The organism is Mesorhizobium sp. M0664, assembly GCF_040320565.1.
Lineage (GTDB): Bacteria > Pseudomonadota > Alphaproteobacteria > Rhizobiales > Rhizobiaceae > Mesorhizobium.
This window is the reverse complement of sequence record NZ_JAMYPW010000040.1, coordinates 18,861-39,226: the sequence shown is the minus strand read 5'-3', so window position 1 is coordinate 39,226 and position 20,366 is coordinate 18,861. Positions and strand designations below refer to the sequence as shown.

Annotated in this window: 20 protein-coding genes; 4 read left to right on the top strand and 16 right to left on the bottom strand. The window is 63.1% G+C overall.

Annotation, left to right across the window (positions count from 1 at the left end):
• Positions 1–2 precede the first annotated feature (2 nt).
• Positions 3–857 (top strand): LysR substrate-binding domain-containing protein, encoded by an 855-nt coding sequence (locus NKI39_RS26270; RefSeq protein WP_352835450.1) that lies wholly within the window; start codon positions 3–5, stop codon positions 855–857.
• 196 nt (positions 858–1,053) lie between these two features.
• Here the strand turns inward: NKI39_RS26270 and NKI39_RS26265 are convergent, their stop codons facing one another.
• Complete coding sequence (locus NKI39_RS26265) at positions 1,054–1,962, bottom strand: DMT family transporter (RefSeq protein ID WP_502898612.1); 909 nt, start codon at positions 1,960–1,962, stop codon at positions 1,054–1,056.
• Between the two features lie 322 nt (positions 1,963–2,284).
• Here NKI39_RS26265 and NKI39_RS26260 point away from each other — a divergent pair, with 322 nt between their 5' ends.
• Complete coding sequence (locus NKI39_RS26260) at positions 2,285–2,791, top strand: OsmC family protein (protein ID WP_352835447.1); 507 nt, start codon at positions 2,285–2,287, stop codon at positions 2,789–2,791.
• Between the two features lie 34 nt (positions 2,792–2,825).
• Here the strand turns inward: NKI39_RS26260 and NKI39_RS26255 are convergent, their stop codons facing one another.
• The 14 genes from NKI39_RS26255 to rpsF form a co-directional block, all read right to left on the bottom strand.
• Positions 2,826–3,047: a hypothetical protein gene (locus NKI39_RS26255; protein WP_254820234.1), complete on the bottom strand. Its 222-nt coding sequence runs from the start codon at positions 3,045–3,047 to the stop codon at positions 2,826–2,828.
• 130 nt (positions 3,048–3,177) lie between these two features.
• Positions 3,178–3,798 (bottom strand): hypothetical protein, encoded by a 621-nt coding sequence (locus NKI39_RS26250; protein WP_502898613.1) that lies wholly within the window; start codon positions 3,796–3,798, stop codon positions 3,178–3,180.
• An 89-nt stretch (positions 3,799–3,887) separates the two neighbouring features.
• Entirely contained in the window at positions 3,888–4,628 is a 741-nt protein-coding gene (locus tag NKI39_RS26245; protein WP_254820236.1) for an SDR family NAD(P)-dependent oxidoreductase, read from the bottom strand.
• 74 nt (positions 4,629–4,702) lie between these two features.
• Positions 4,703–6,172, bottom strand: a complete 1,470-nt coding sequence (purF, locus tag NKI39_RS26240; RefSeq protein ID WP_023677717.1) for an amidophosphoribosyltransferase — start codon at positions 6,170–6,172, stop codon at positions 4,703–4,705.
• A 125-nt stretch (positions 6,173–6,297) separates the two neighbouring features.
• On the bottom strand, positions 6,298–6,969 hold the full coding sequence (locus NKI39_RS26235; protein ID WP_023677716.1) for a CvpA family protein: 672 nt from the start codon (positions 6,967–6,969) through the stop codon (positions 6,298–6,300).
• Between the two features lie 47 nt (positions 6,970–7,016).
• On the bottom strand, positions 7,017–8,435 hold the full coding sequence (gene radA, locus NKI39_RS26230) for a DNA repair protein RadA (protein WP_352453216.1): 1,419 nt from the start codon (positions 8,433–8,435) through the stop codon (positions 7,017–7,019).
• Positions 8,435–9,040: a hypothetical protein gene (locus NKI39_RS26225; protein WP_352835443.1), complete on the bottom strand. Its 606-nt coding sequence runs from the start codon at positions 9,038–9,040 to the stop codon at positions 8,435–8,437. Before NKI39_RS26225 ends, radA begins: the two co-directional genes overlap by 1 nt.
• 21 nt (positions 9,041–9,061) lie before the next feature.
• Positions 9,062–10,552 (bottom strand): replicative DNA helicase, encoded by a 1,491-nt coding sequence (locus tag NKI39_RS26220; protein WP_023677714.1) that lies wholly within the window; start codon positions 10,550–10,552, stop codon positions 9,062–9,064.
• A gap of 206 nt (positions 10,553–10,758) precedes the next feature.
• On the bottom strand, positions 10,759–11,727 hold the full coding sequence (locus NKI39_RS26215; protein ID WP_352835440.1) for a small ribosomal subunit Rsm22 family protein: 969 nt from the start codon (positions 11,725–11,727) through the stop codon (positions 10,759–10,761).
• A gap of 3 nt (positions 11,728–11,730) precedes the next feature.
• The gene (locus tag NKI39_RS26210) at positions 11,731–12,054 is read right to left on the bottom strand and encodes a YnfA family protein (RefSeq protein ID WP_352467171.1); all 324 of its coding nucleotides are present in this window, start codon (positions 12,052–12,054) and stop codon (positions 11,731–11,733) included.
• Positions 12,055–12,136: 82 nt separating this feature from the next.
• Positions 12,137–13,426 carry a cyclopropane fatty acid synthase gene (locus tag NKI39_RS26205; protein ID WP_352471088.1) on the bottom strand — a complete coding sequence of 430 codons (1,290 nt, stop codon included), beginning with the start codon at positions 13,424–13,426 and terminating at the stop codon, positions 12,137–12,139.
• 153 nt (positions 13,427–13,579) lie between these two features.
• On the bottom strand, positions 13,580–14,164 hold the full coding sequence (gene rplI / locus NKI39_RS26200) for a 50S ribosomal protein L9 (protein WP_254820243.1): 585 nt from the start codon (positions 14,162–14,164) through the stop codon (positions 13,580–13,582).
• Between the two features lie 272 nt (positions 14,165–14,436).
• A complete protein-coding gene (gene rpsR / locus NKI39_RS26195) occupies positions 14,437–14,685 on the bottom strand; it encodes a 30S ribosomal protein S18 (RefSeq protein WP_006203718.1) in 249 nt (82 codons plus the stop codon).
• Positions 14,685–15,185 (bottom strand): 30S ribosomal protein S6, encoded by a 501-nt coding sequence (gene rpsF / locus NKI39_RS26190; protein WP_292663863.1) that lies wholly within the window; start codon positions 15,183–15,185, stop codon positions 14,685–14,687. Before rpsF ends, rpsR begins: the two co-directional genes overlap by 1 nt.
• A 453-nt stretch (positions 15,186–15,638) precedes the next feature.
• Here rpsF and NKI39_RS26185 point away from each other — a divergent pair, with 453 nt between their 5' ends.
• The gene (locus NKI39_RS26185; RefSeq protein ID WP_352835437.1) at positions 15,639–17,183 is read left to right on the top strand and encodes a pilus assembly protein TadG-related protein; all 1,545 of its coding nucleotides are present in this window, start codon (positions 15,639–15,641) and stop codon (positions 17,181–17,183) included.
• 31 nt (positions 17,184–17,214) lie between these two features.
• On the opposite strand, the gene NKI39_RS26180 is transcribed toward NKI39_RS26185, so the two are convergent.
• Positions 17,215–19,140, bottom strand: coding sequence for an LTA synthase family protein (locus NKI39_RS26180; protein WP_352471090.1), 1,926 nt, complete (start codon positions 19,138–19,140; stop codon positions 17,215–17,217).
• A 247-nt stretch (positions 19,141–19,387) separates the two neighbouring features.
• Here NKI39_RS26180 and fabD point away from each other — a divergent pair, with 247 nt between their 5' ends.
• The gene (gene fabD, locus NKI39_RS26175; RefSeq protein ID WP_352471091.1) at positions 19,388–20,365 is read left to right on the top strand and encodes an ACP S-malonyltransferase; all 978 of its coding nucleotides are present in this window, start codon (positions 19,388–19,390) and stop codon (positions 20,363–20,365) included.
• The last annotated feature ends 1 nt before the right edge of the window (position 20,366 follow it).

Sequence of the window (20,366 nt, the reverse complement as noted above, 5' to 3'; positions counted from 1 at the left end):
TTGTGCAGTTGTTCGATCCCGACCTCCTCAAGACTTTCCTCGCTTTCGTCGATGGCGGTTCCCTTGCGCGGGCCGCGTCGATCGTCGGTCGCTCGCCGTCCGCAGTGACCGCGCAGATGCAGCGGCTGGAGGATGTTGTCGGCGAACCGCTACTGGTGCCGCAGGGGCGAGGGCGCGGCCTGACGCCGACAGGCGAGGATCTGATCGTTCACGCGCGTCGCATCCTTGCCGCGCACCGCGAGGCGTGGCTGGCCCTCAAAGGCGCGCACGCCGACGGGCGCGTCGCCATCGGCACCACGCAGGATTTCGCCGACAGCGGCTTGCCGCAGCTTCTCAGGGCTTTTGCTGTCAGCCATCCGCGCGTCAGGATCGAACTGCGCGTCGGCCGTTCCGCCGAACTGGCGCAGGCTTTGCAGGCCGGCACCCTTGATCTGGCCATTGCCATGCGGCAGGTGCCGACACGGGACGAAGTCGGTGTGCTCAAGGAACCAATGATCTGGCTTTGCTCACAGAACGGGCTGGCCACCCGCCACGACGAACTGCCCCTGGCGCTGCTCGATCCCCATTGCGGGTTTCGCGAAGCGGCGACCAGTGCACTCGATGCGGCCGGCCGTCGCTACCGCATTGCTGCCGGCAGTGCCAGCCTTGCCGGCCTGCGTACGGCGGTGCACGCCGGCATCGCCTTGACGTTGAGGACGGCGCGCTTCGCTCATTCCGGCATCGTGGAGGCGCCGAGCGATCTTGATCTGCCGCCGGTGCCGGTCGCCGAATTCGCCGTCCGCTTGCGTGAGGATGCCGACCGGCCGGCGCAGGATCTGGCAGCGTTGTTCAGCGGCAACCTGGCCTTGGCCAATTGAGCCAGCAAAGAAAAAGCCGACCTTGCGGTCGGCTTCTGAGTAGGACGGGCCGAGGGGTTTGGGGGGACTTGGGGTGGCCCGTCGCAGCCATAATGCCTGAGCCCTATGATGGTTCCATGACTTTTCAAATTAATTTTCAGGACCGGATTTCTCGTGATCGGACCACCAACTCGCGCTCGGACGCGGCGAGGATTGGTCATGCATCCGCTGCGCGCTGCCTGGCCATCAGCCAGTCGCGGCCGGCGTGAGCGAACACCGCGCAAAGCACGATGGCGCCACCGACCATGCTGGCTGCCGGCGGGATCTCCGCCAGGAACAGGAAGGCAAACAGGATCGCGAATGGCACTTCAGCTGAACCCAGCAATCCGGACTCGGCCGCCGGAATAAGCCGGGTGCCCTCCGTCCACAGGATCGAAGCCAGCGCGAACGAGGCGCCGAAGGTGGCTAGAAGCACAGCGTCCCTGGCCGAGACAGCCAGCGGATCGGCGACGAACCAGCCGAGCGCGAACAAAAGGAATGCCGACACCGCACCCGCCCACACCACCGGCGTGTCGCGGAAGGCGCGCACCATGATCATGTAGAGCGCGCTGCCGATCGTCATCAGCAGCGCCAGCCCGTCGCCGAACAAATGGCCGGTGCCGAAGCCGGACCAGACCATGATTGCCACACCGCATAATGACACAGCGGCGGCGGCAAGCGTCTGCAGCCGGAACGGCTCGCGGACCAACAGGAGGGCCAGCAGCGCGGTGACGAAGGGGGCGGTGGCATAGATGATCGCGACATTGGCGACAAAGGTGAACTTGAACGCCGAGATGAAGGCGATGCTGGCGAGCGCGCCCTCGATCGCCAGCAGCCAGCCGCGCCAGCCGAGCCGCAGGCTGTCGCGACCGTCGGAGCGCTGGTGGCGCCATAGCACATAGAGGCTGATCAGGATCGAGCCGACGAAGCCGCGCCAGCAGGTAATGGTCAGCGGGTCGGCATGGATCGATTTGGTCAGCACGCCGGTGAGGCCGAAGACGGCCGCCGATGCCGAGACCAGGATGATGCCGAGGGTACGTTCGCGGGCGCTTTCCACTGTGCATGGCATGTCCAGCGATCCCGTCATCTCACCAGCCTACGCTGCCCCTTCCTGACACCATAGTGTCAGCTTGAGGCGTCCTGCATCGAAAACAGCAGGTAGGCAGCCCCGCTGAACAGGATTCCGGCAAGAACCCGTTCGCGGGTTTTCACGATGGCGATATCGGCCATATGTCCGGCGGCCTTACGAATGTGTTGCGAGAGACGGTGTGATGGCGTTGGATGCTCCCCGTATCGTCAGGCTATACCGGCGAAACCCTGCCAAGCGCTACGCCAGCGCGGACTTGCGTTTGGGGCAGGCGGCATAGCCGTAAAGCAGCGAAGCCAGGGCAATTATGGGAGACGACAAAATGGATGCGATCGCATTGAAGGCCGTGCAGGCGCCGCTGAAGGAGGCCTATCGCGACAACGCCTCGCGCGCGCTGATTACTCTCCGCGCCAAAGGCTCGATCGACGACCAATCGATCGCCTGCAAGGTCGAGACAGGCAGGGCGATCGCCATTGCGGGGCTGCATCCGGCTACCGGCGGCACCGGGCTCGAACTCTGCTCCGGCGACATGCTGCTGGAGGCACTGGTGGCTTGCGCCGGCGTCACGCTGAAGGCGGTAGCGACGGCGCTGGAATTCAAGCTTGGGGCCGCCACGGTGGAAGCCGAAGGCGACCTGGACTTTCGCGGCACGCTTGGCGTGGCAAAGGATGCGCCGGTTGGCTTCCGCGCCATCCGGCTGACATTTGGCCTCGACCCCGACGAGCCGCAGGAGCGCATCGATGCGCTGCTCAAGCTGACCGAGCGCTACTGCGTCGTGTTCCAGACCATCAGCCAGAAGCCGGAGCTGACGGTAAGCGCGCGACGCTGACGATCTCTCCCTCAAGGGGGGAGATCACGCTGTCCTACTGCGCCGACGGCTCCTCGGCGTCGCCCTCGTCGGCGAAGGGCGAGGCGCTCGGCACGCACTGCACCGACCAGCCGGCCGGCGTCGGTTGCTTCTGGTATTCGGTTATGGCGAAGGCGCACTGTTCGCGGGTGTCGAATGTGCTGGGCAGCACGACCATGCCGCCTTGCGGGCCGGCGATCACCAGATACCAGACTAACGCTACGCTCGGTGCCGCCATGAGTATTTCCTCGCTCTGCTTGTTTTGGGAGTCGCACGATCCTAGCAACTCCGGCCCAGCGGCGAAAGCTGGGCCAAAGCGCGGCGTTAAGCCACGGTATCACAGCCACGTGATGTCGGGTCGTTTTGGTTCAGTTCACCGCAAAACAATAGAACAGGCCGTCGCCGCCGGTGCCCTTCAGCGCTTCCTGGCTGCAGCCACCGCGTGACGCATGCGAGGAATTCCACGATTTGGCGGCTGCCGAGCCATCGATGCCGGTACGATCGTGATGACCCATCATGGCCACACCTTCTGCTCCGCTCAGCGTCCAGTCGCCGCAGGTCTGGTCGGCTATTTTCGTGCCATCCGGCTTGGAGCCGGTCAACACGTCGTGCCGGTTGGGCGTGTCGCCGCGGCCGTTGACCATTTGGCCCTTTTCGTCGAGTGCCGTCTGTTTTGTGATGGCGTTGGCATCGCTATGCAGGGAAGCGACATCATCGGCGATCTTGACGCCCTCGGCGTTGAACCACGGGCCTTTGCCGATACGGTCGCGTGCATCGGTATCGGTGGTCGAGAGATAGGCGCGCCATGTCTTGCCGGTAACGCCCGCGGCTTCGGCCAGTGAACTACAATGGGCGTCGGCGCCGGCGAGACCGCCGAGATCGGCGCCTTTGCCAGAGCCGACGCTGGTGACGAAAAAGCTCATCGTTGCCTCCTGCGACGACGCGGCGCCGATCACTGCAAGCAGCGCGGTGGCAGTCAAGAGAAGCAGTCTCCGCAAATGATCCTCCGTTTCTCGAATTGTGGCACCCGGACAACGTTGGTGCCGGCGCAATTCTTCCGGCAAAATGCGATGTGTGGTTACTCCGGCTGCCGGTAGGCGACAAAGCGATTGTGCTTGGCCTGGAAGATCAGCCCGGTCTCCTTGAGCGTAGGGCTGGCCAGCGGCACGATTCGCTTGGCGATCTCCGAAGGGTGCGGCAGTGTTTCAGGATCCTCGCCGGGTACGGCCTGCGCCCGCATCGCGGTGCGCGTTGCCCCGGGATCGGCGGCATTGACCCTGAGCGGCAGGTTTTCGGTCTCATGCGCCCATGAACGCGTCATGGCCTCGACCGCCGCCTTCGACGCCGCATAAGGCGCCCAGAAGGCGCGTGCGGAGTGGGCAAGGCTGGAGCTCAGCACGATAGCACGGCCGGCATCGGAAAGCCTGAGCAGCGGGTCGACCGAGCGGATCAGCCGCCATGTTGCTGTGACGTTGATGGTCATCACCTTCTCGAAGGTCTTGGCCTCGACATGGCCGATCGGGGCGATGACGCCGAGCACGGCGGCGTTGGCGACCAGTATGTCGAGCTTGCCCCAGCGCTCGTGGATGGCGCCGCCCAGCCGGTCGATCCCCGCCATGTCGGCAAGATCGAGCGGTACCAGCGTCGCCTGTCCGCCACCTGCCTTGATCTGGTCGTCGAGTTCTTCCAACCCGCCGACGGTGCGGGCAACCGCAATCACATGCGCACCGGCCGCGGCAAGCTCCCTGGCGATGAAATAGCCGATGCCGCGCGAGGCGCCGGTGACGACCGCAACGCGGCCGGAGAGGTCAAGGCTCATACGATGGATTCCGACAGGCAAGGTGAAACCGCCGTGAGGGGCTAAGGGGAGGGAGACAAACGGACCGGCAAGGCCTACGACCCGCCGGCCGCTAACAGCGACAGCGTGCGCACATTGTCGGAGCCTTCGAAGTCGGCAAGCCGGGTCGGATACTGGCCGGTGAAGCAGGCGTCGCAGAATTGCGGCTGCTCGTTGTCGCGGCCGGCCTCGCCGACGGCGCGGTAGAGCCCGTCGATCGACAGGAAGCCGAGCGAATCGACGCGGATGAACTCGGCCATCTCCTCCACCGACATGCGCGACGCCAGCAGCTTCGACTTTTCCGGTGTGTCGACGCCGTAAAAGCAGGAGGCGCGCGTCGGCGGCGAAGCGATGCGCATATGCACTTCCTTGGCGCCGGCATCGCGCACCATCTGGACGATCTTCTGGCTGGTGGTGCCGCGCACGATCGAATCGTCCACCAACACCACGCGCTTGCCTTCGATCATGCGGCGGTTGGCGTTGTGCTTGAGCTTGACACCCATGTGGCGGATCGAATCGCCGGGCTGGATGAAGGTGCGGCCAACATAGTGATTGCGGATAATGCCGAGCTCGAACGGAATGCCCGCGGCCTGCGAAAAGCCGATCGCCGCCGGCGTGCCCGAATCCGGCACCGGCACGACGATGTCGGCCTCGACCGGACTTTCCTGCGCCAGCTCGGCGCCGATGCGCTTGCGCACTTCATAGACGTTGCGGCCTTCGACCGACGAATCCGGCCGCGCGAAATAGACATATTCGAAGATGCAGAAGCGGGTCTTCTGCGGCTCGAACGGGAACAGGCTTTCGATGCCCTTGCTGGTGACGACGACCATTTCGCCGGGCTTCAGGTCGCGCACGAAACGCGCACCGATAATATCGAGCGCGCAGGTCTCGGAGGCGAGAATCCAGGCGCCGTCGAGATCGCCGAGCACCAGCGGGCGGATGCCGAGCGGGTCGCGGCACCCGATCATCTTCTTGGACGTCATCGCCACCAGCGAGAAGGCGCCTTCGACTTGGCGCACCGCATCGATGAAGCGCGAATTCAGGTCGCGCTCCTTGCTGGTGGCAACCAGGTGCAGGAGCGTTTCGGTGTCGGAGGTGGAAGAGAAGATGGCGCCTTGCTTCTGCAGGGCGCGCTGAACGGTCATGGCGTTGGTGAGATTGCCGTTATGGGCGACGGCAAAGCCGCCATCGGCAAGTTCGGCGAAGAAAGGCTGGATATTGCGCAGACCGGCGCCGCCGGTGGTGGCATAGCGTGTGTGGCCGATAGCACGGTTGCCTTGCAGGCTGTCGATGACACGCTGCTTAGTAAAGGTGTCGCCGATCAGGCCGACATGGCGTTCGACATGGAATTGGGTGCCGTCATAAGAAACGATGCCGGCCGCTTCCTGGCCTCGATGCTGCAACGCATGCAGACCGAGCGTTACGATGGCTGCGGCGTCCTGCCGGCCGAAAATGCCGAACACGCCGCATTCGTCGTGGAAATGGTCGTCGGCTTCGGCGGAAAGCACGTCGTCTGCGTCTGCCACTGAGGCTGCCATTGGGGCTCAAGCTCCGCTAAAGTCGCCATATAAGGTCATAGCGCATCGAAAGCAACGCACGTCGTGCGGCGTTCACATGATCGACAGTCTTGAGCCTCGCAAGTCTGTCGAAATCAGTTTGCCGGCGCCGGGTTTGCAGGTGCCGGCGTCGCGGGCGCATTGTCGGCCGGCGGCGCATCGCTGTCGTCGGGTGCCGGCGCAGTGGCGTCGTCGCCGGCGGCAGGGGCTTCCGCTGCAGGCGCGTCGGGGGCCAGAGGCGTCTCGGTGGCCGGCTGATTCGGATTGAGCTTGTTGAGGATGGCGTTTTCCGGATCCTCGGGCAGCAAGCTTTCGAGCTTGGCGCCGATCGATTCGAGCAACGGCTTTGACTTGGCGTTGGCAATCCAGCCTGGAGCCTTGGCGCCCGCCAGCCAATTGAAGAAAAGCAGCGCGACAGCGACGACCAGAATGCCGCGCGCCGCGCCATAGAGGAAGCCAAGTGTACGATCGAGCGCGCCGATCCTGGAATCGATGATCCAGTCGGCGAGCTTCATGGTGATGACCGAAACGACGATCAGCGCGACAATGAAGACGATACCGGCGGCCGCCGCCATGGCGGCCTTTTCGTTGTCGACATAGGGCTGGATGTAAGGCAGCACCGGCTTGTAGAAGAAGAAGGCGGCGGCCGCGGCGGCTGCCCAGGAGATGATCGACAGGATCTCGCGCGAAAAGCCGCGAACCATAGCGAGCATCGCCGAGACCAGGGTGAAGCCGACGAGAATTCCGTCAAGCAGCGTAATCGGCATGTTTTTCGCCCCACTCCGATCTCTTTTTCACGACTCGACGAGCCGCATCACTCTTGCTCGTCGGCGCGGCTGCGCCGAGAGCCGGCTATGCGCGCCACGAGATCGGCAAGCTCGGTGGGCTGGAAAGCGCCGGCTCCGATCCCCCCGACCCCATTACCACCAACAAGTTCCTCGCTGCCCAAGGGCAGAACCGCGCGTCCGAAACCCAGCTTTTCGGCTTCCTTGAGGCGCTGCTGCGCATGCGCAACCGGCCTCACCGCACCCGAAAGGCTGATTTCGCCGAAATAGACGCAATCGGCGGGAAGGGCAAGACCGGTGAGCGAGGAAACCAGTGCCGCCGCCACTGCCAGGTCTGCCGCCGGCTCCGAAATGCGGTAGCCGCCGGCAACGTTGAGATAGACGTCGTGCGTGCCGAAGCGGACGCCGCAATGGGCTTCCAGAACCGCCAGGATCATCGACAGCCGGGCACCGTCCCAGCCGACGACGGCGCGGCGCGGTGTGCCCAGCGTCGATGGCGCCACCAGCGCCTGGATCTCGACCAGCACCGGCCGTGTGCCTTCCATGCCGGCGAAAACCGCGGCACCCGGCGACTTCGCATGGCGCTCACCGAGGAAAAGCTCGGACGGGTTGGCGACTTCCCGCAAGCCCTTGTCCGACATTTCGAAGACGCCGATCTCATCGGTTGGCCCGAAGCGATTCTTGACCGTGCGCAGGATGCGGTAGTGGTGGCCGCCTTCGCCCTCGAAGTAGAGCACCGCGTCGACCATGTGCTCGACGACGCGCGGTCCGGCGATCTGGCCCTCCTTGGTGACGTGGCCGACCAGAACGATCGCCGCCCCTGTGGATTTTGCGTAGCGGATCATCGCCTGGGCGGCGGCACGCACCTGGGTCACCGTGCCGGGCGCCGAATCGGCCATATCCGTCCACAGCGTCTGGATCGAATCGAGAATGACCAGATCCGGCCGCTTGCCATCGGCGATGGTGGCGAGGATGTCCTCGACATTGGTTTCGGCGGCGAGTTCGACCGGGGTGTCGGCGACGCCGAGCCGCTGGGCGCGCAGCCTGATCTGCGCGACCGCCTCTTCGCCCGAGACATAGACGATGCGGTGGCCCTTTGCCGCCAGCGCGGCCGCGGCCTGGGTGAGCAGCGTCGACTTGCCGATGCCGGGATCGCCGCCGACCAGCAGCGCCGAGCCGCGCACGAAGCCGCCGCCGGTGGCGCGGTCGAGTTCGCCGATGCCGGAGACGATGCGCGGCGCGTCCTCGATGTCGCCGGAGAGGCTGGTCAGCACCACCGCGCGGCCTTTGCGGGCATTGCGCGTATTGGCCGGGCCGGAACCTATGCCGCCTGACGTGCCTTCCTCGACCAGCGTGTTCCACTCGCCGCAGGCATCGCATTTGCCGGCCCAACGCTGATGCACCGAACCGCAATTCTGGCAGATGAACTGGATACGGGATTTGGCCATCAGTTTATTGGTTCCAAGAGGTATTTGGAACGATCCCAGTAAATCGGCAAAGCATTTTCGACTGTATCGAAATGAGTGCGGCGCTGGCCGTTGCTCTGAGCCCAATTGTCGTATGCCGACCAACATGCATAGATGAACAAATTTACCGCCAAATCATTGTCTCGCCTGACTGCTTCATGCAGCGTTTCGAACAATCGCCTGAGCGCTAACGAGAGGCGGCGGTCCTGAAGCCGATGCATGAGAAGGAATGCACACCCGATCGCAGCGACAGACGTACTCTGCCGAGAGTCCCCTGACCAAAGTGCCAAAAGGCCCAGAAGATTATCGATGTCGCGAGTCGTTCCCAGCTTCCAAATCCGATAGAGGCCGGTCACTGCCGCGCTTCGCGAATAGTCTTCGACATGCTTGGCAAGGAATTTCCTCACCAATTCAACGTTCTCGGGCGTCGGTTCGCTTGAGTAGCAGAACACCAGCAAACCGGCGTGCGATCCCGTGCGAGAAATTGACCCGGCAGATCTCAAATATTCAGTGAGTTGCGCGCGTTCATCCTCGGAGATGTCATACTCTTCGAATTTTATCCTTTGGTAGATATCGCTAAAGTCCAATCGGCTGCTCCGCGACAATGCCTACTCGAACCGGTCCGGCAAATGATGCTCCTCGGCGAGGTCCGAGAAGCGGGTGAATTCGCCCTGGAAGGCGAGGCTGACCGATCCCGTTGGGCCGTGGCGCTGTTTGGCGACGATGACCTCGGCCTTGCCGCGCATCTCGTTCATCTCGTGTTCCCATTTGATGTATTCGTCGGTGCCCGGCTTCGGCTCGCGGTTCTTCAGATAATATTCCTCGCGGTAGACGAACAGCACCACGTCGGCGTCCTGCTCGATGGAGCCCGATTCGCGCAGATCCGAAAGCTGCGGGCGCTTGTCGTCGCGGCTCTCGACCTGGCGCGACAGCTGCGACAGCGCGATGATCGGCACCGCCAGCTCCTTGGCTAGTGCCTTGAGGCCGGTGGTGATCTCGGTGATTTCCTGGACGCGGTTTTGCGAGGATTTCGCGCTCGATCCCTGCATCAGCTGGATATAGTCGATAACGATGACGTCGAGGCCGCGCTGGCGCTTCAGGCGACGCGCGCGGGCCGACAGCTGAGCGATGGAAATGCCGCCGGTCTGGTCGATGAACAGCGGGATTTTCTGCATTGTCTGCGAGCAGGCGACCAGCTTTTCGAAATCCATCTCGCTGATCTCGCCGCGCCGGATTTTCGACGACGGGATTTCCGTCTGTTCGGAAATAATGCGGGTGGCCAGCTGTTCGGATGACATTTCGAGCGAAAAGAAACCGACGACGCCGCCATTGGCCGCCTTGAACGAGCCGTCCGCCTGCTGCGCCGGGACATAGGCCTCGGCGATGTTGAAAGCGATATTGGTGGCGAGCGAGGTCTTGCCCATGCCGGGGCGGCCGGCAATGATGATCAGGTCGGACGACTGCAGGCCGCCCATGCGGCGGTCGAGATCGCGCAAGCCGGTAGCAACGCCCGACAAATGCCCGTCGCGCATATAAGCCGCATTGGCCATGTCGACGGCGGTCTTGACGGCATCGGTGAAGCTCTCGAAGCCGCCATCGTAGCGGCCGGTTTCGGCCAATTCGAACAGGCGCCGCTCGGCATCCTCGATCTGGTCGGAGGGCGACATGTCGACCGGCGCGTCATAGGCGATGTTGACCATGTCCTCGCCGACAGTGATTAGCGCGCGCCGCGTCGCCAGATCGTAGATGGCGCGGCCATAGTCGGTGGCGTTGACGACGGTGACGGCCTCGACCGCCAACCGCACGACATATTGCGCCACTGTCATGTCGCCGACCTTCTCGTCGGCCGGCAGGAAGGTCTTCAGCGTGATCGGCGTCGCGATCTTGCCCATGCGGATGAGCTCGGCCGCGACCTCGAAGATCTTTCTATGCAGCGGCTCGTAGAAATGGCCGGGCTTCAGGAAGTCGGAGACGCGGTAGAAGGCATCGTTGTTGACCAGTATGGCGCCGAGCAGCGCCTGCTCGGCCTCGATATTGTTCGGCGCCTCGCGATAGAGCGGTGTTTCCGCCACGCCGAATTTTCGTGCTGCCTCTGCCATGATGTCCCCGGTCCTGATCCCCGTCTCTCGATATCAGAACGAGACAAGTCGGTGATGACTTATCTGCATCAGTCCCCAACCAACCAACTTTGATGCCCGCGATTCACAGCCAGGATCTTTCGGTGGAAAGAATCTCGATTGACTCGAATCAAGATGGCGAGCCTAGCCGTTCTCGGGCGAGAACAAAACAGGAAAACAGCTGCCGGTCATTCCGGCAAGGCATCACCCCAATCCAGTCGCCGCGCGGCCTTGAACGTCTCGCCGTCGCGCTTGGTGAACAGTCGCTCGGCAGCACCCCCATCCTGTTCGCAAAGCTTCAGCAAGACCTTGCCGGACCCCGACTTCGGCGGTGCGATCACTCGCGCTCGAGGCGGAGCGGCCGGATGGCGGGAGGCCGCGACAAAGATGAATTTCTCGTCCTCCCACGGCACCTCGGCATCCTTGGCCAGACGGTGTAGGCGCGAGCGGGCGACGCGGCGGGCGAAATGGCACCAGTCGGGGGCAACGAGCGGGCAGGGCGCCTCATGCGGGCAGGGCGCAAGCACGTGCGCGCCCGCCTCGATCAACTGCCGCCGCACGGCAAGAATACGCTGCCAGCCGGCCGGCGTGCCCGGCTCGACCACCAGCAGCGTGTCTGCGGTCAGCTGCCAGAGCCGGTCGACGAGTTTTGCCAGCGATGCCGGCGCGATCTCATCCAGCACATAGGCTGAAGTCACCAGCTCGGCCGGCTCCAGATCGACCAGGTCGATGGTGATGTCGCCGGTCCGCCAGGCGGTCCTGGCCGTGATCGCATCCGCGGCAAGTGCTTCGCCGACCCTTCGTACCGCGGCGCCGGCCTCGAGTAGCACCGCCTGTTCGAGATCCGGCCAGAGATTGATTGTGGCCCAAAGCACCGTGCCAGGGCCGGCGCCGACATCGAGCAAGGTCTTCGGAGCATAGTCGGGCCGAGACTCGCCCACCGCATCGAGGCTGGCGCGAACGGCCGCATAGGTCGCCGGTAGCCGCGTTGCCAGATAGGCCTTCACCGCCATGTCTTCGGCCATGTGCAGGCGACCGTCGCGCAACTCTGCGCGGTAGCGGTCCGACAGCGTCTTTGCCGCGTGCTTAAGCATCGGCAAAGGCACCTGTTCGAGAAGGCGGTCGACGCCTTGTCTAAGCGGGACGGGCAGTTCCATCGCTTAGGCAGTCCGAGGTGCGAGCAGAATGACCGAGGCGCCAACGATGCAGATCGCGGCACCGGCAAGATCCCAGCGGTCGGGGTGCACGCCTTCCGCCAGCCACAGCCAGGCCAGCGAGGCGGCAATGTAGATGCCGCCATAGGCGGCGTAGGCCCGGCCCGCCGCGCTGGTGTCGACCAGCGCCAGCAGCCACGCGAATAGCACGAGCGAGACGAGACCGGGCGCCAACCACAGCGGCGACTTGTCCAGCCGCCACCACGCCCAGAACGAAAAGCAGCCGGCGATCTCGGCAAGTGCGGCGGCGACGTAGAGGAGGTAGGTCATGAAAAAAGGTCCCGCGTTTAACGGGACCCTTTTCAGCGTGCCGGCCGGCAATGGCAAGTGGCGATGGCGTGATGCCGGCAGTCTACTCCGGATCCGCCACCTTGCGGCGGCGAGTGGGCTTGGCAACCGGAGCCTTTTCGCGACGTCCAAGATCGCGCATCTCCAGCGCCTTCTCGCAACTGGCCATGTAGTCGCGCGTCATCGGCAGCGTGTCGTTCTTCTTGGCAATCTGGATCTGGAAGATCACCAGATCCTGCCAGCGGAAGGCAGCTTCCGAGGCGGCAAGATAGAACTCCCACATGCGGCAGAAGCGCTCGTCATAAATCGCCCTGGCCTTGTCGCGGTTGGCCGCGAAGCGCTCGCCCCAATGCTTCAGCGTCTCGGCATAATGCAGCCGCAGAACCTCGATGTCGGTGACGACGAGCCCCGATTTTTCGATGGCCGGCATCACTTCGGATAGCGACGGGATGTAGCCGCCCGGGAAGATGTACTTGCGGATGAAGGCGCTGGTTGCCCACGGCACGCCGGAGCGGCCGATCGTGTGCAGCAGCATGACGCCGTCCGGCTTCAGCAGCGTCGCCGACTTGTCGAAGAAGGTGCGGAAATGATTGACCCCGACATGCTCGAACATGCCGACGGAGACGATGCGGTCGAAACGTTCATTGAGTTCGCGATAGTCCTTGATGTCGAAATGCACCCGGTTTTGCAGGCCTTGCGCATGGGCGCGGTCGGTGGCGACGCCGTGCTGCTCGGTCGACAGCGTCACGCCCTGTACGTCGACGTCGAACGCCTTGGCTAGATAGAGCCCAAGCCCACCCCAGCCGGAGCCGATATCAAGAACCGTCTGGCCCGCCTTCAGCCTGAGCTTGGCGGCGATATGGCGCTTCTTGGCTGCTTGGGCCTCGTCGAGCGTCATGTCCGGCTGCTCGAAATAGGCGCAGGAATATTGCATGTCCTCATCGAGGAAGAGGCGGTAGAGGTCGCCCGACAGATCGTAATGGCGCTGCACGTTGCGGCGCGCCCGCGACGCCGTGTTGATCTGCTGCAGGCGCCGGAAGGCGTGGCGCAGACCTTCGATCGCCTTCGACCAGGTGGCATCGATACCGCCGCTGCCCATGTTCTGGAAGGCAATCCGCATCACCCCCAGCACGCCGCCCTCGAGAATGTCGAGTTCACCGTCCATGTAGGCTTCCGGCACCGCCAGCATCGGATCGAAGGTTATTGCGCGCTCGGCATGCCTTGTCTTGATGTGCATGTGCACCGGCTCGCCGCTGCCGTCACCGAAAGTCACCATCGAGCCTTGCGGCCCTGTCACCTTGAGATTGCCTGTGCGGACCAGGCGGTCGAGAACGCGTTTCAGCAGAATATTCATGACCAATTGTCCCCTCTCGGCCAGACATGCTGTCCTATTCTGCATCAAGATATAGGGGTTCGAAAAGTTCCATTTGGCATAAAAATGCCCGGGTACGAGGCCCGGGCATTGGTCCAGAATAGCGATTAGCCGGCGAATGCCGACGAATGACGATCAGCCGTTGTCTTCGCCGCCTTCGAACTCCGCATTCGGATCGAAGAAGTTTTCCGGCCGCGCATTATCGTTGATGTCCTCGCCGTAGATGGCTTCGGCGGTGGTCAGTGTTTCGCCCTTGGCCTGGCGCTCGGCTTCGTCGGCCGTGCGGGCAATGTTGAGCGTGATGGTAACCTCGACTTCCGGGTGCAGCGCGATCGCCACATTGGTGACGCCGATGGTCTTGATTGGCTGGTTGAGCAGGATCTGGTTGCGGTTGACCGAAAAACCTTCCGCCGTCACCAGCTCGGCGATGTCGCGCGTCGAGACCGAACCATAAAGCTGACCGGTTTCGCCGGCCGAGCGCACGGCGATGAAGCTCTTGCCGTCGAGCTTTTCTGCAATCTGCGCGGCTTCGGACTTGCGCTCCAGGTTGCGGGCTTCGAGCTGGGCCCGCTGCCCCTCGAACTTCTTCTTGTTAGCTTCGTTGGCGCGCAGCGCCTTGCCTTGCGGCAGCAGGAAATTGCGGGCGAACCCGTCCTTGACCTTGACGGTATCGCCCATCTGGCCGAGGCGGGAAACGCGTTCGAGAAGAATGACTTCCATGGTTTTGTTCCTTCGCTTGGGCGCTATCCTCAGGATCGGCGCCGAGTTGTCTGGAACAGGTCAGGAAGCTGGGGCGTCGCCGCCTGTGTCGCTGTCCTGCCTGTCGCGGCAGTTAGGATCTCTTGTCGAAATCCAACCCGGGATTTGGTGTTCGATCCGGCTACGCCCGTCGTGGCCGGTGAAAAGCGGGCGGCGAACCGCCCGCTGGCTAGACCATGATCCCGAAAAGTGGAAACCGGTTTTCGGATAAGATCATGGTCAACTAATCAGTGTTAGCGGACCACGTAGGGCAGCAGGCCGAGGAAGCGGGCGCGCTTGATCGCCTTGGCGAGCTCGCGCTGCTTCTTCTGGCTTACGGCGGTGATACGCGATGGAACGATCTTGCCGCGCTCGGAGATGTAGCGCTGCAGAAGCCGCACGTCCTTGTAGTCGATCTTCGGCGCATTGGCGCCGGAGAACGGGCAGGTCTTGCGGCGACGGTGGAAGGGGCGCCGGGTTGGGATCTGGTTGATGTCGACCATTATTCTGCGGCTCCTTCAAAGCCTTCGCGCGGACGGCGCGGGCCACGATCGGCACCGCCATCGCCGAAGCTGCGCGGCGGACGGTCACCACGGTCACCGCGATCGCGGTCGCCGAATGAGCGCGGGCCACGATCGCCACGGTCGCGGTCGCCGAAGCCGCCGCGTTCCGAGCGCTCTTCGCGCTTCTGCATCATTGCCGACGGACCTTCCTCATGCGCATCGACCTTGATGGTCAGGAAACGCAGCACGTCCTCGGACAGGCCCATCTGGCGCTCCATCTCGTTGAGCGCGGCCGGCGGGCAGGTGATGTCCATGAGTGTATAATATGCCTTCCGGTTCTTGTTGACCCGGTAGGTGAGGGACTTCAGTCCCCAGTTCTCGACCCGGCCGACGGACCCGCCATTCGCGGTGATGACGCCCTTGTACTGTTCGACAAGCGCATCGACCTGCTGCTGCGAGAGGTCCTGCCGGGCAAGAAACACATGTTCGTATAGAGCCATAGTGTTCGTGCCTTTCTTCGTTTCTCTCCCGGTTCCCGGCGGCAAAAGCCTCTGCAACTTCTCTGACCCGCAATCCTTGCGAAGGCGGGGAAGAAAGGAGCATGACGAGACGGTCGAGAGCGGAGACACGGGAGGCGGAAGCGCTTCTGGCTTCACGCGAAGGTTTCGAAAAACCTCCGGCCCTCCGTTCAGCCCCCAGCAAGGACCGGCAGATTGCGGGCGTCTATACAGGAATTTGACCGCAAAGCAAGGCCAAACGACGGAGCAAACGGCCCTACCGTCCCAGAGCGCCACGGGTCTCGACGGCAAGGCTTGCGGATTCCTGAAACCGGACCTTAACCACCATGCGAAGTTCCAGCACCGGCGGGCGTGGCGGCAACCCGTCGTTCATCATGCGGATGCAAAAGCAAACAGTCTGCGCGAGTTCGGCACCAAGGCGGTTTGGGGACAAAAATGCTTTTCGACAAATTCTGCCGTTCGAAGAGCGGCAACTTTGCCCTGATGCTGGCGTTCGGGCTGCCTGCGGTTCTGACCGCCGTCGCCTTTGCCGTGGACGTGTCCACCTTGATGAGGGCCAAGGTCAGCTTGCAGAATGCGCTCGATGCCGCGAACCTTGCATCTTCGCATCTCGGCGACATCGAGGCTTCGCACAAGGACGTCTTCGACCGCTACTTCCAGACCAATGTCGCCGGCCACAGCGAGTTGAGGAACGCCGAAGCGACGCTTACCGTGGAAAGGGGCCTCAATTACATCCAGACCAAGGCTGTCGCCACGGCGGACGTCAATTTGAACTTCGCCTTCCTGTTCGGCAACGACAAGCGCATCACCGTCGATGCCGGCGCCGTCGAATCGACCAATCAGCTCGAAGTCGTGCTGGTGCTCGACAATACCGGGTCGATGGCCAGCAACGATCGCATCGGCGCATTGCGGACGGCGGCGACGGCCCTGATCGATATGCTCGAAGCGGCGAAGTCGCCGACGCGCAGCGTACGTGTCGCGGTGGTGCCGTTCGTCACCGCCGTCAACGTCAAGGGCGAGGACTACGATCCGGCCTGGATCGACATGGCCGGCAAATCGCCGAACAACGGCGCCAATTTCCCCTCGGTCGGCGGCAAGCGCGTCAACCATATGGATCTGTTCAAGCAATTGGGCGTCGAATGGAGAGGCTGCGTCGAAGCGCGGCCAGGAACCAACAATGTTTCCGACATTTCGCCCGACCAAAACAAACCGGACACCCTGTTCGTACCTTATTTCGCGCCGGACGATCCAGGTAACGCTAGCAATCCAAACAGCTCCTACGGCAATTCAGCGACCGGCTACAACAATTCCTATCTCGACGATACCGTCGTCACCCTGCTTCCCGGCCTCACCAGCGACATGGCGAAGTACAGTGTTTCGACGATGAAGCTGATCAACGACAAGAGAGGCCCACTGACTATCGGCCCAAACCGGGCCTGTCCGACGCCGATAGTGCCGCTGACCGATGATTTCGACAAATTGCGGAAGGCCGTCGGTGAGATGATCGAATGGAACGGCTCGGGGACCAATGTTTCGGAAGGCTTGTCATGGGGGATGCGGGTGCTCTCGCCGGAACCGCCTTACAGCGACGGCGCGCCGTTCAGGGCGTCAGGCACGACCAAAACGGTGCTGCTGCTCACCGACGGCGAGAATGTTGTCTATGGCGCGAAGGATACGCCACAGAAGTCGGACTATGGCTCCTACGGATTCCTGGCCTCGGGTCGGTTTGGATCCAGCGACCAGACCGCGGCTGTGCGCAATGTCGACGATTGGACAACCAATGTATGCAACACATTGAAGAAGCAGGACGTGCAGATCTTCACAGTGCTGCTGCAGGCCGACACCGCAGCCAACCGCAAACTCTACGAGGCCTGCGCATCGTCGCCGTCGGATTATTACCCGACCAACGACGTCAGTCAGCTCGAAGGCGTCTTCCTGAAAATCGGAAGCTCGATTTCGCAGCTGCACTTGACGAACTGAACGACGTCGGCCGCTCTCCCGCCGCCGCTGCTCAACTCGTGTGTGCAGCCACTTTGCCTGTGGTTTCGGGGAAGAAATCGGGCGCCGCATGGCGCTTGCCGAACATCATGTCGTATTGCAGCAGACGGAAGTCGCGGATTGCCGGATCGATCTCTTTCTGACGCGACCAATCGGGGGTGGCGTCGCCCCCCGGTGCCAAAAGCAAATTGCGGTCGATAACGCGGTAGCGCTCTCGCAACTGTCCGAGGAAGCCGGTGTAATAGGGATGGCTGATGCCGGCTGTCTTCAGGATATGGTAGGGCAGGAAGGACGGGCTGACGGCGCCCAGATCCTCGGTCGGGCCGCTGCGATTCGACCAGACGATCAGCGGCGTCTGGTGGTGCAGCAGCATCTGGTCGGCCGCCTCCTTGCGCGGCGCAACATTGTCCTTCAGGAAGCCGGTCTCGACGTAGACCGGCCCAAGCGGCGGCAGATGGTCGCCGAAGAACGCGATGACGGTCGGCCGCTCGCGTTTCTTCGCCCATTCGATCAGCCGCTCGAGGCCGCGGTCCGCGTCGGAAGAGCCTTCGGCATAGCTCAACAGCGATTCACGCGCCCATTGGCTGATCGGCGCCTGCACCTTGTGGGTCGGATTGTTATAGCGATACGGCTCATACGGCCCGTGGTTCTGCAGGCTGACGGCGAAAAAGAACACCGGCTCGGCGCTGGTATCGGCTTCGTGGATGATCTCGTCGGTCATCGCAGCGTCCGACGCGAGCGGTCCGCGCTTCTGCATGGGCGGCAACGTCTCCTCGGACTTGAAGTCGTTGAAGCCGAAATCGGCATAGACGGCCCCCCGGTTCCAGAACCAGTTAGTGCCGGGATGGATGGCGCGCGCCCGGTAGCCCTGACTTTTCAGGAAGGTCGCCAGCGAGGGAGTCGGTGTCCGCACATATTGCTGGTAGGGAATGCTGCCCGCCGGCAGGAAGGCGTTGGAAAAGCCGGTCAGGGCCTCGAACTCGATGTTGGCCGTCATGCCGCCGAACTCGGGCGAGAACATGTAACCCGTGCGCAGTGCCCGCACATTGGGGATAGGGTCGGGTGTGATGGTGACGCCGGGTAGCTTGGTCGGATCCCAGAAGGATTCGCTCATGACGACGATGATGTCGGGCTTCTCGGCAGGTACCGAGGCGGTCACCTGCGGTTTGCCGATCGCTTCGATCGCCTTGTCGGAATAGCCGGGCGGCGCCGAGACATGCGCCATCGGAACGTTAAGCGCGAAGGCGAGCGCAAAACCGTTCGAGGCATAGTTTTCCTTCTGGTCCCACATGATCGGGATGATCTGCAGCCGGTCGCGCGTCCACGAGAAAGTGGCATAGTCCATGATGGAAACGAAGAAGGCGATCAGCGGTACTGTCAGCGTCAGCCGGGCAAGGCGGCCCTTGTGGCTGAGCGCCGGAACGCGGCGGCGCCATAGCCGCCAGCCATAGACGAGCAGCGACAGCCCGCCGACGATGCCGATCGCCAGGGCAATGGCGGTTCCCGGGCGATCGCGTACCAGAAGCGGCATCAGTGCCACGATCTGCCGGGAATAAAGGAAATCGGTCGGATAGAGCGGATCGCCGAGATACAGCGACTTCTGGTGGCCGACGAACGCCAGCGACAATGTCAGCGGCGCGACGATCATCAGGCTCTGATGACTGCGGCCGAGCACGGCGTCGAGGCCGATGAGGATCAGCGCAAAAATGATGATCGTGGTCCAGCCGGGTTTGAAAGGCTGCAGAAAGAAATCAATGGTGCCGGCAAAGTTGCCGCGCACGATCAGTTCGATGGCAAACACAAGGATGGCCGCAGCCAGCAAGCTGATAAGGCCATAGCGGATGACAGGCCATTTGCGCGCCGGCAGATAGCCGGTCGACGGATCGCCTTCAAGAAACTGGGGCGCCGCCTCGGCTGCGCTCTGCTTGGTCTTTGCCACTTCAATAGTTCCCCGGCCCGCAACAAAAGCGTCACTCGATTGTCATCGAACTGTCACGCAAAGCCTAGCGCCTGTGGCGGAAATAAGAAGAGCCAGCAAACAAATCGTGAGCGGTTTTCATCATGAGTGATCGCCAAAAAGCCTGCCGAAACAGGCACTCGGCCGATATTACGCGATCAAGGTTGGACTTGACTTGGCCGCACGCCTTGCGTCACAGGCAACGTGAACCAGCAGCTGGGAGCCGCCGATGGCCATCGCATTCACCTTTCCGGGGCAGGGCAGCCAGGCTGTCGGCATGGGCAAGGACCTCGCCGATACCTTTGTGGAATCGCGGCGGATCTTCGAGGAAGTTGACGACGCGCTCGGCGAAAACCTATCGAAGCTGATCTGGGAAGGCCCGGAAGAGACGCTGACGCTGACCGCCAACGCCCAGCCGGCGCTGATGGCGGTGTCGCTTGCCGCAATCCGGGCGCTGGAGGCGCGCGGCTTCTCCCTGAACGGCAAGGTCACCTATGTCGCCGGCCACTCGCTCGGCGAATATTCGGCACTTGCGGCCGCAGGTTTCGTTTCGGTCGCCGACGCCGCCCGGCTGTTGCGCATCCGCGGCAATGCCATGCAGGCGGCTGTGCCGGCCGGCGAGGGCGCCATGGCGGCGATCATCGGGCTGGAACAGGCCGACGTCGAAGCCGCTTGCGCAGAGGCCGCCCAGGGCGCCGCCAAAGATCCCGCACAAGCCTTGGTTTGCCAGATCGCCAATGACAATGGCGGCGGCCAGCTGGTGATCTCCGGCGCCAGGCCAGCGGTCGAACTGGCGGCGAGGCTATGCACGGAGAAGGGCGCCAAGCGGGCGCTGATGCTGCAGGTCTCGGCGCCCTTCCATTCGGCATTGATGAAGCCTGCGGCCGAGATCATGCGGGAGGCGCTGGCCGCCGTGACGAAGAGTGCGCCGGTCGTGCCGCTGGTCTCCAATGTTACGGTGACCCCGACGAGCGATCCCGACGAGATCGCCCGCCGACTCGTCGAACAGGTGATCGGGCGCGTGCGCTGGCGCGAAACGGTGGAGTGGTTCGGCAGCAACGGCGTTGTGACGCTTTACGAAGTGGGCGCCGGCAAGGTGCTGTCGGGGCTGGCCCGCCGCATCAACCGCGACATTGCCACCAGCAGCATCGGATCGGCGGCGGAGGTCGAGACGGCACTTGCCGCCTTGGGTGACCACGTAGCTTGAA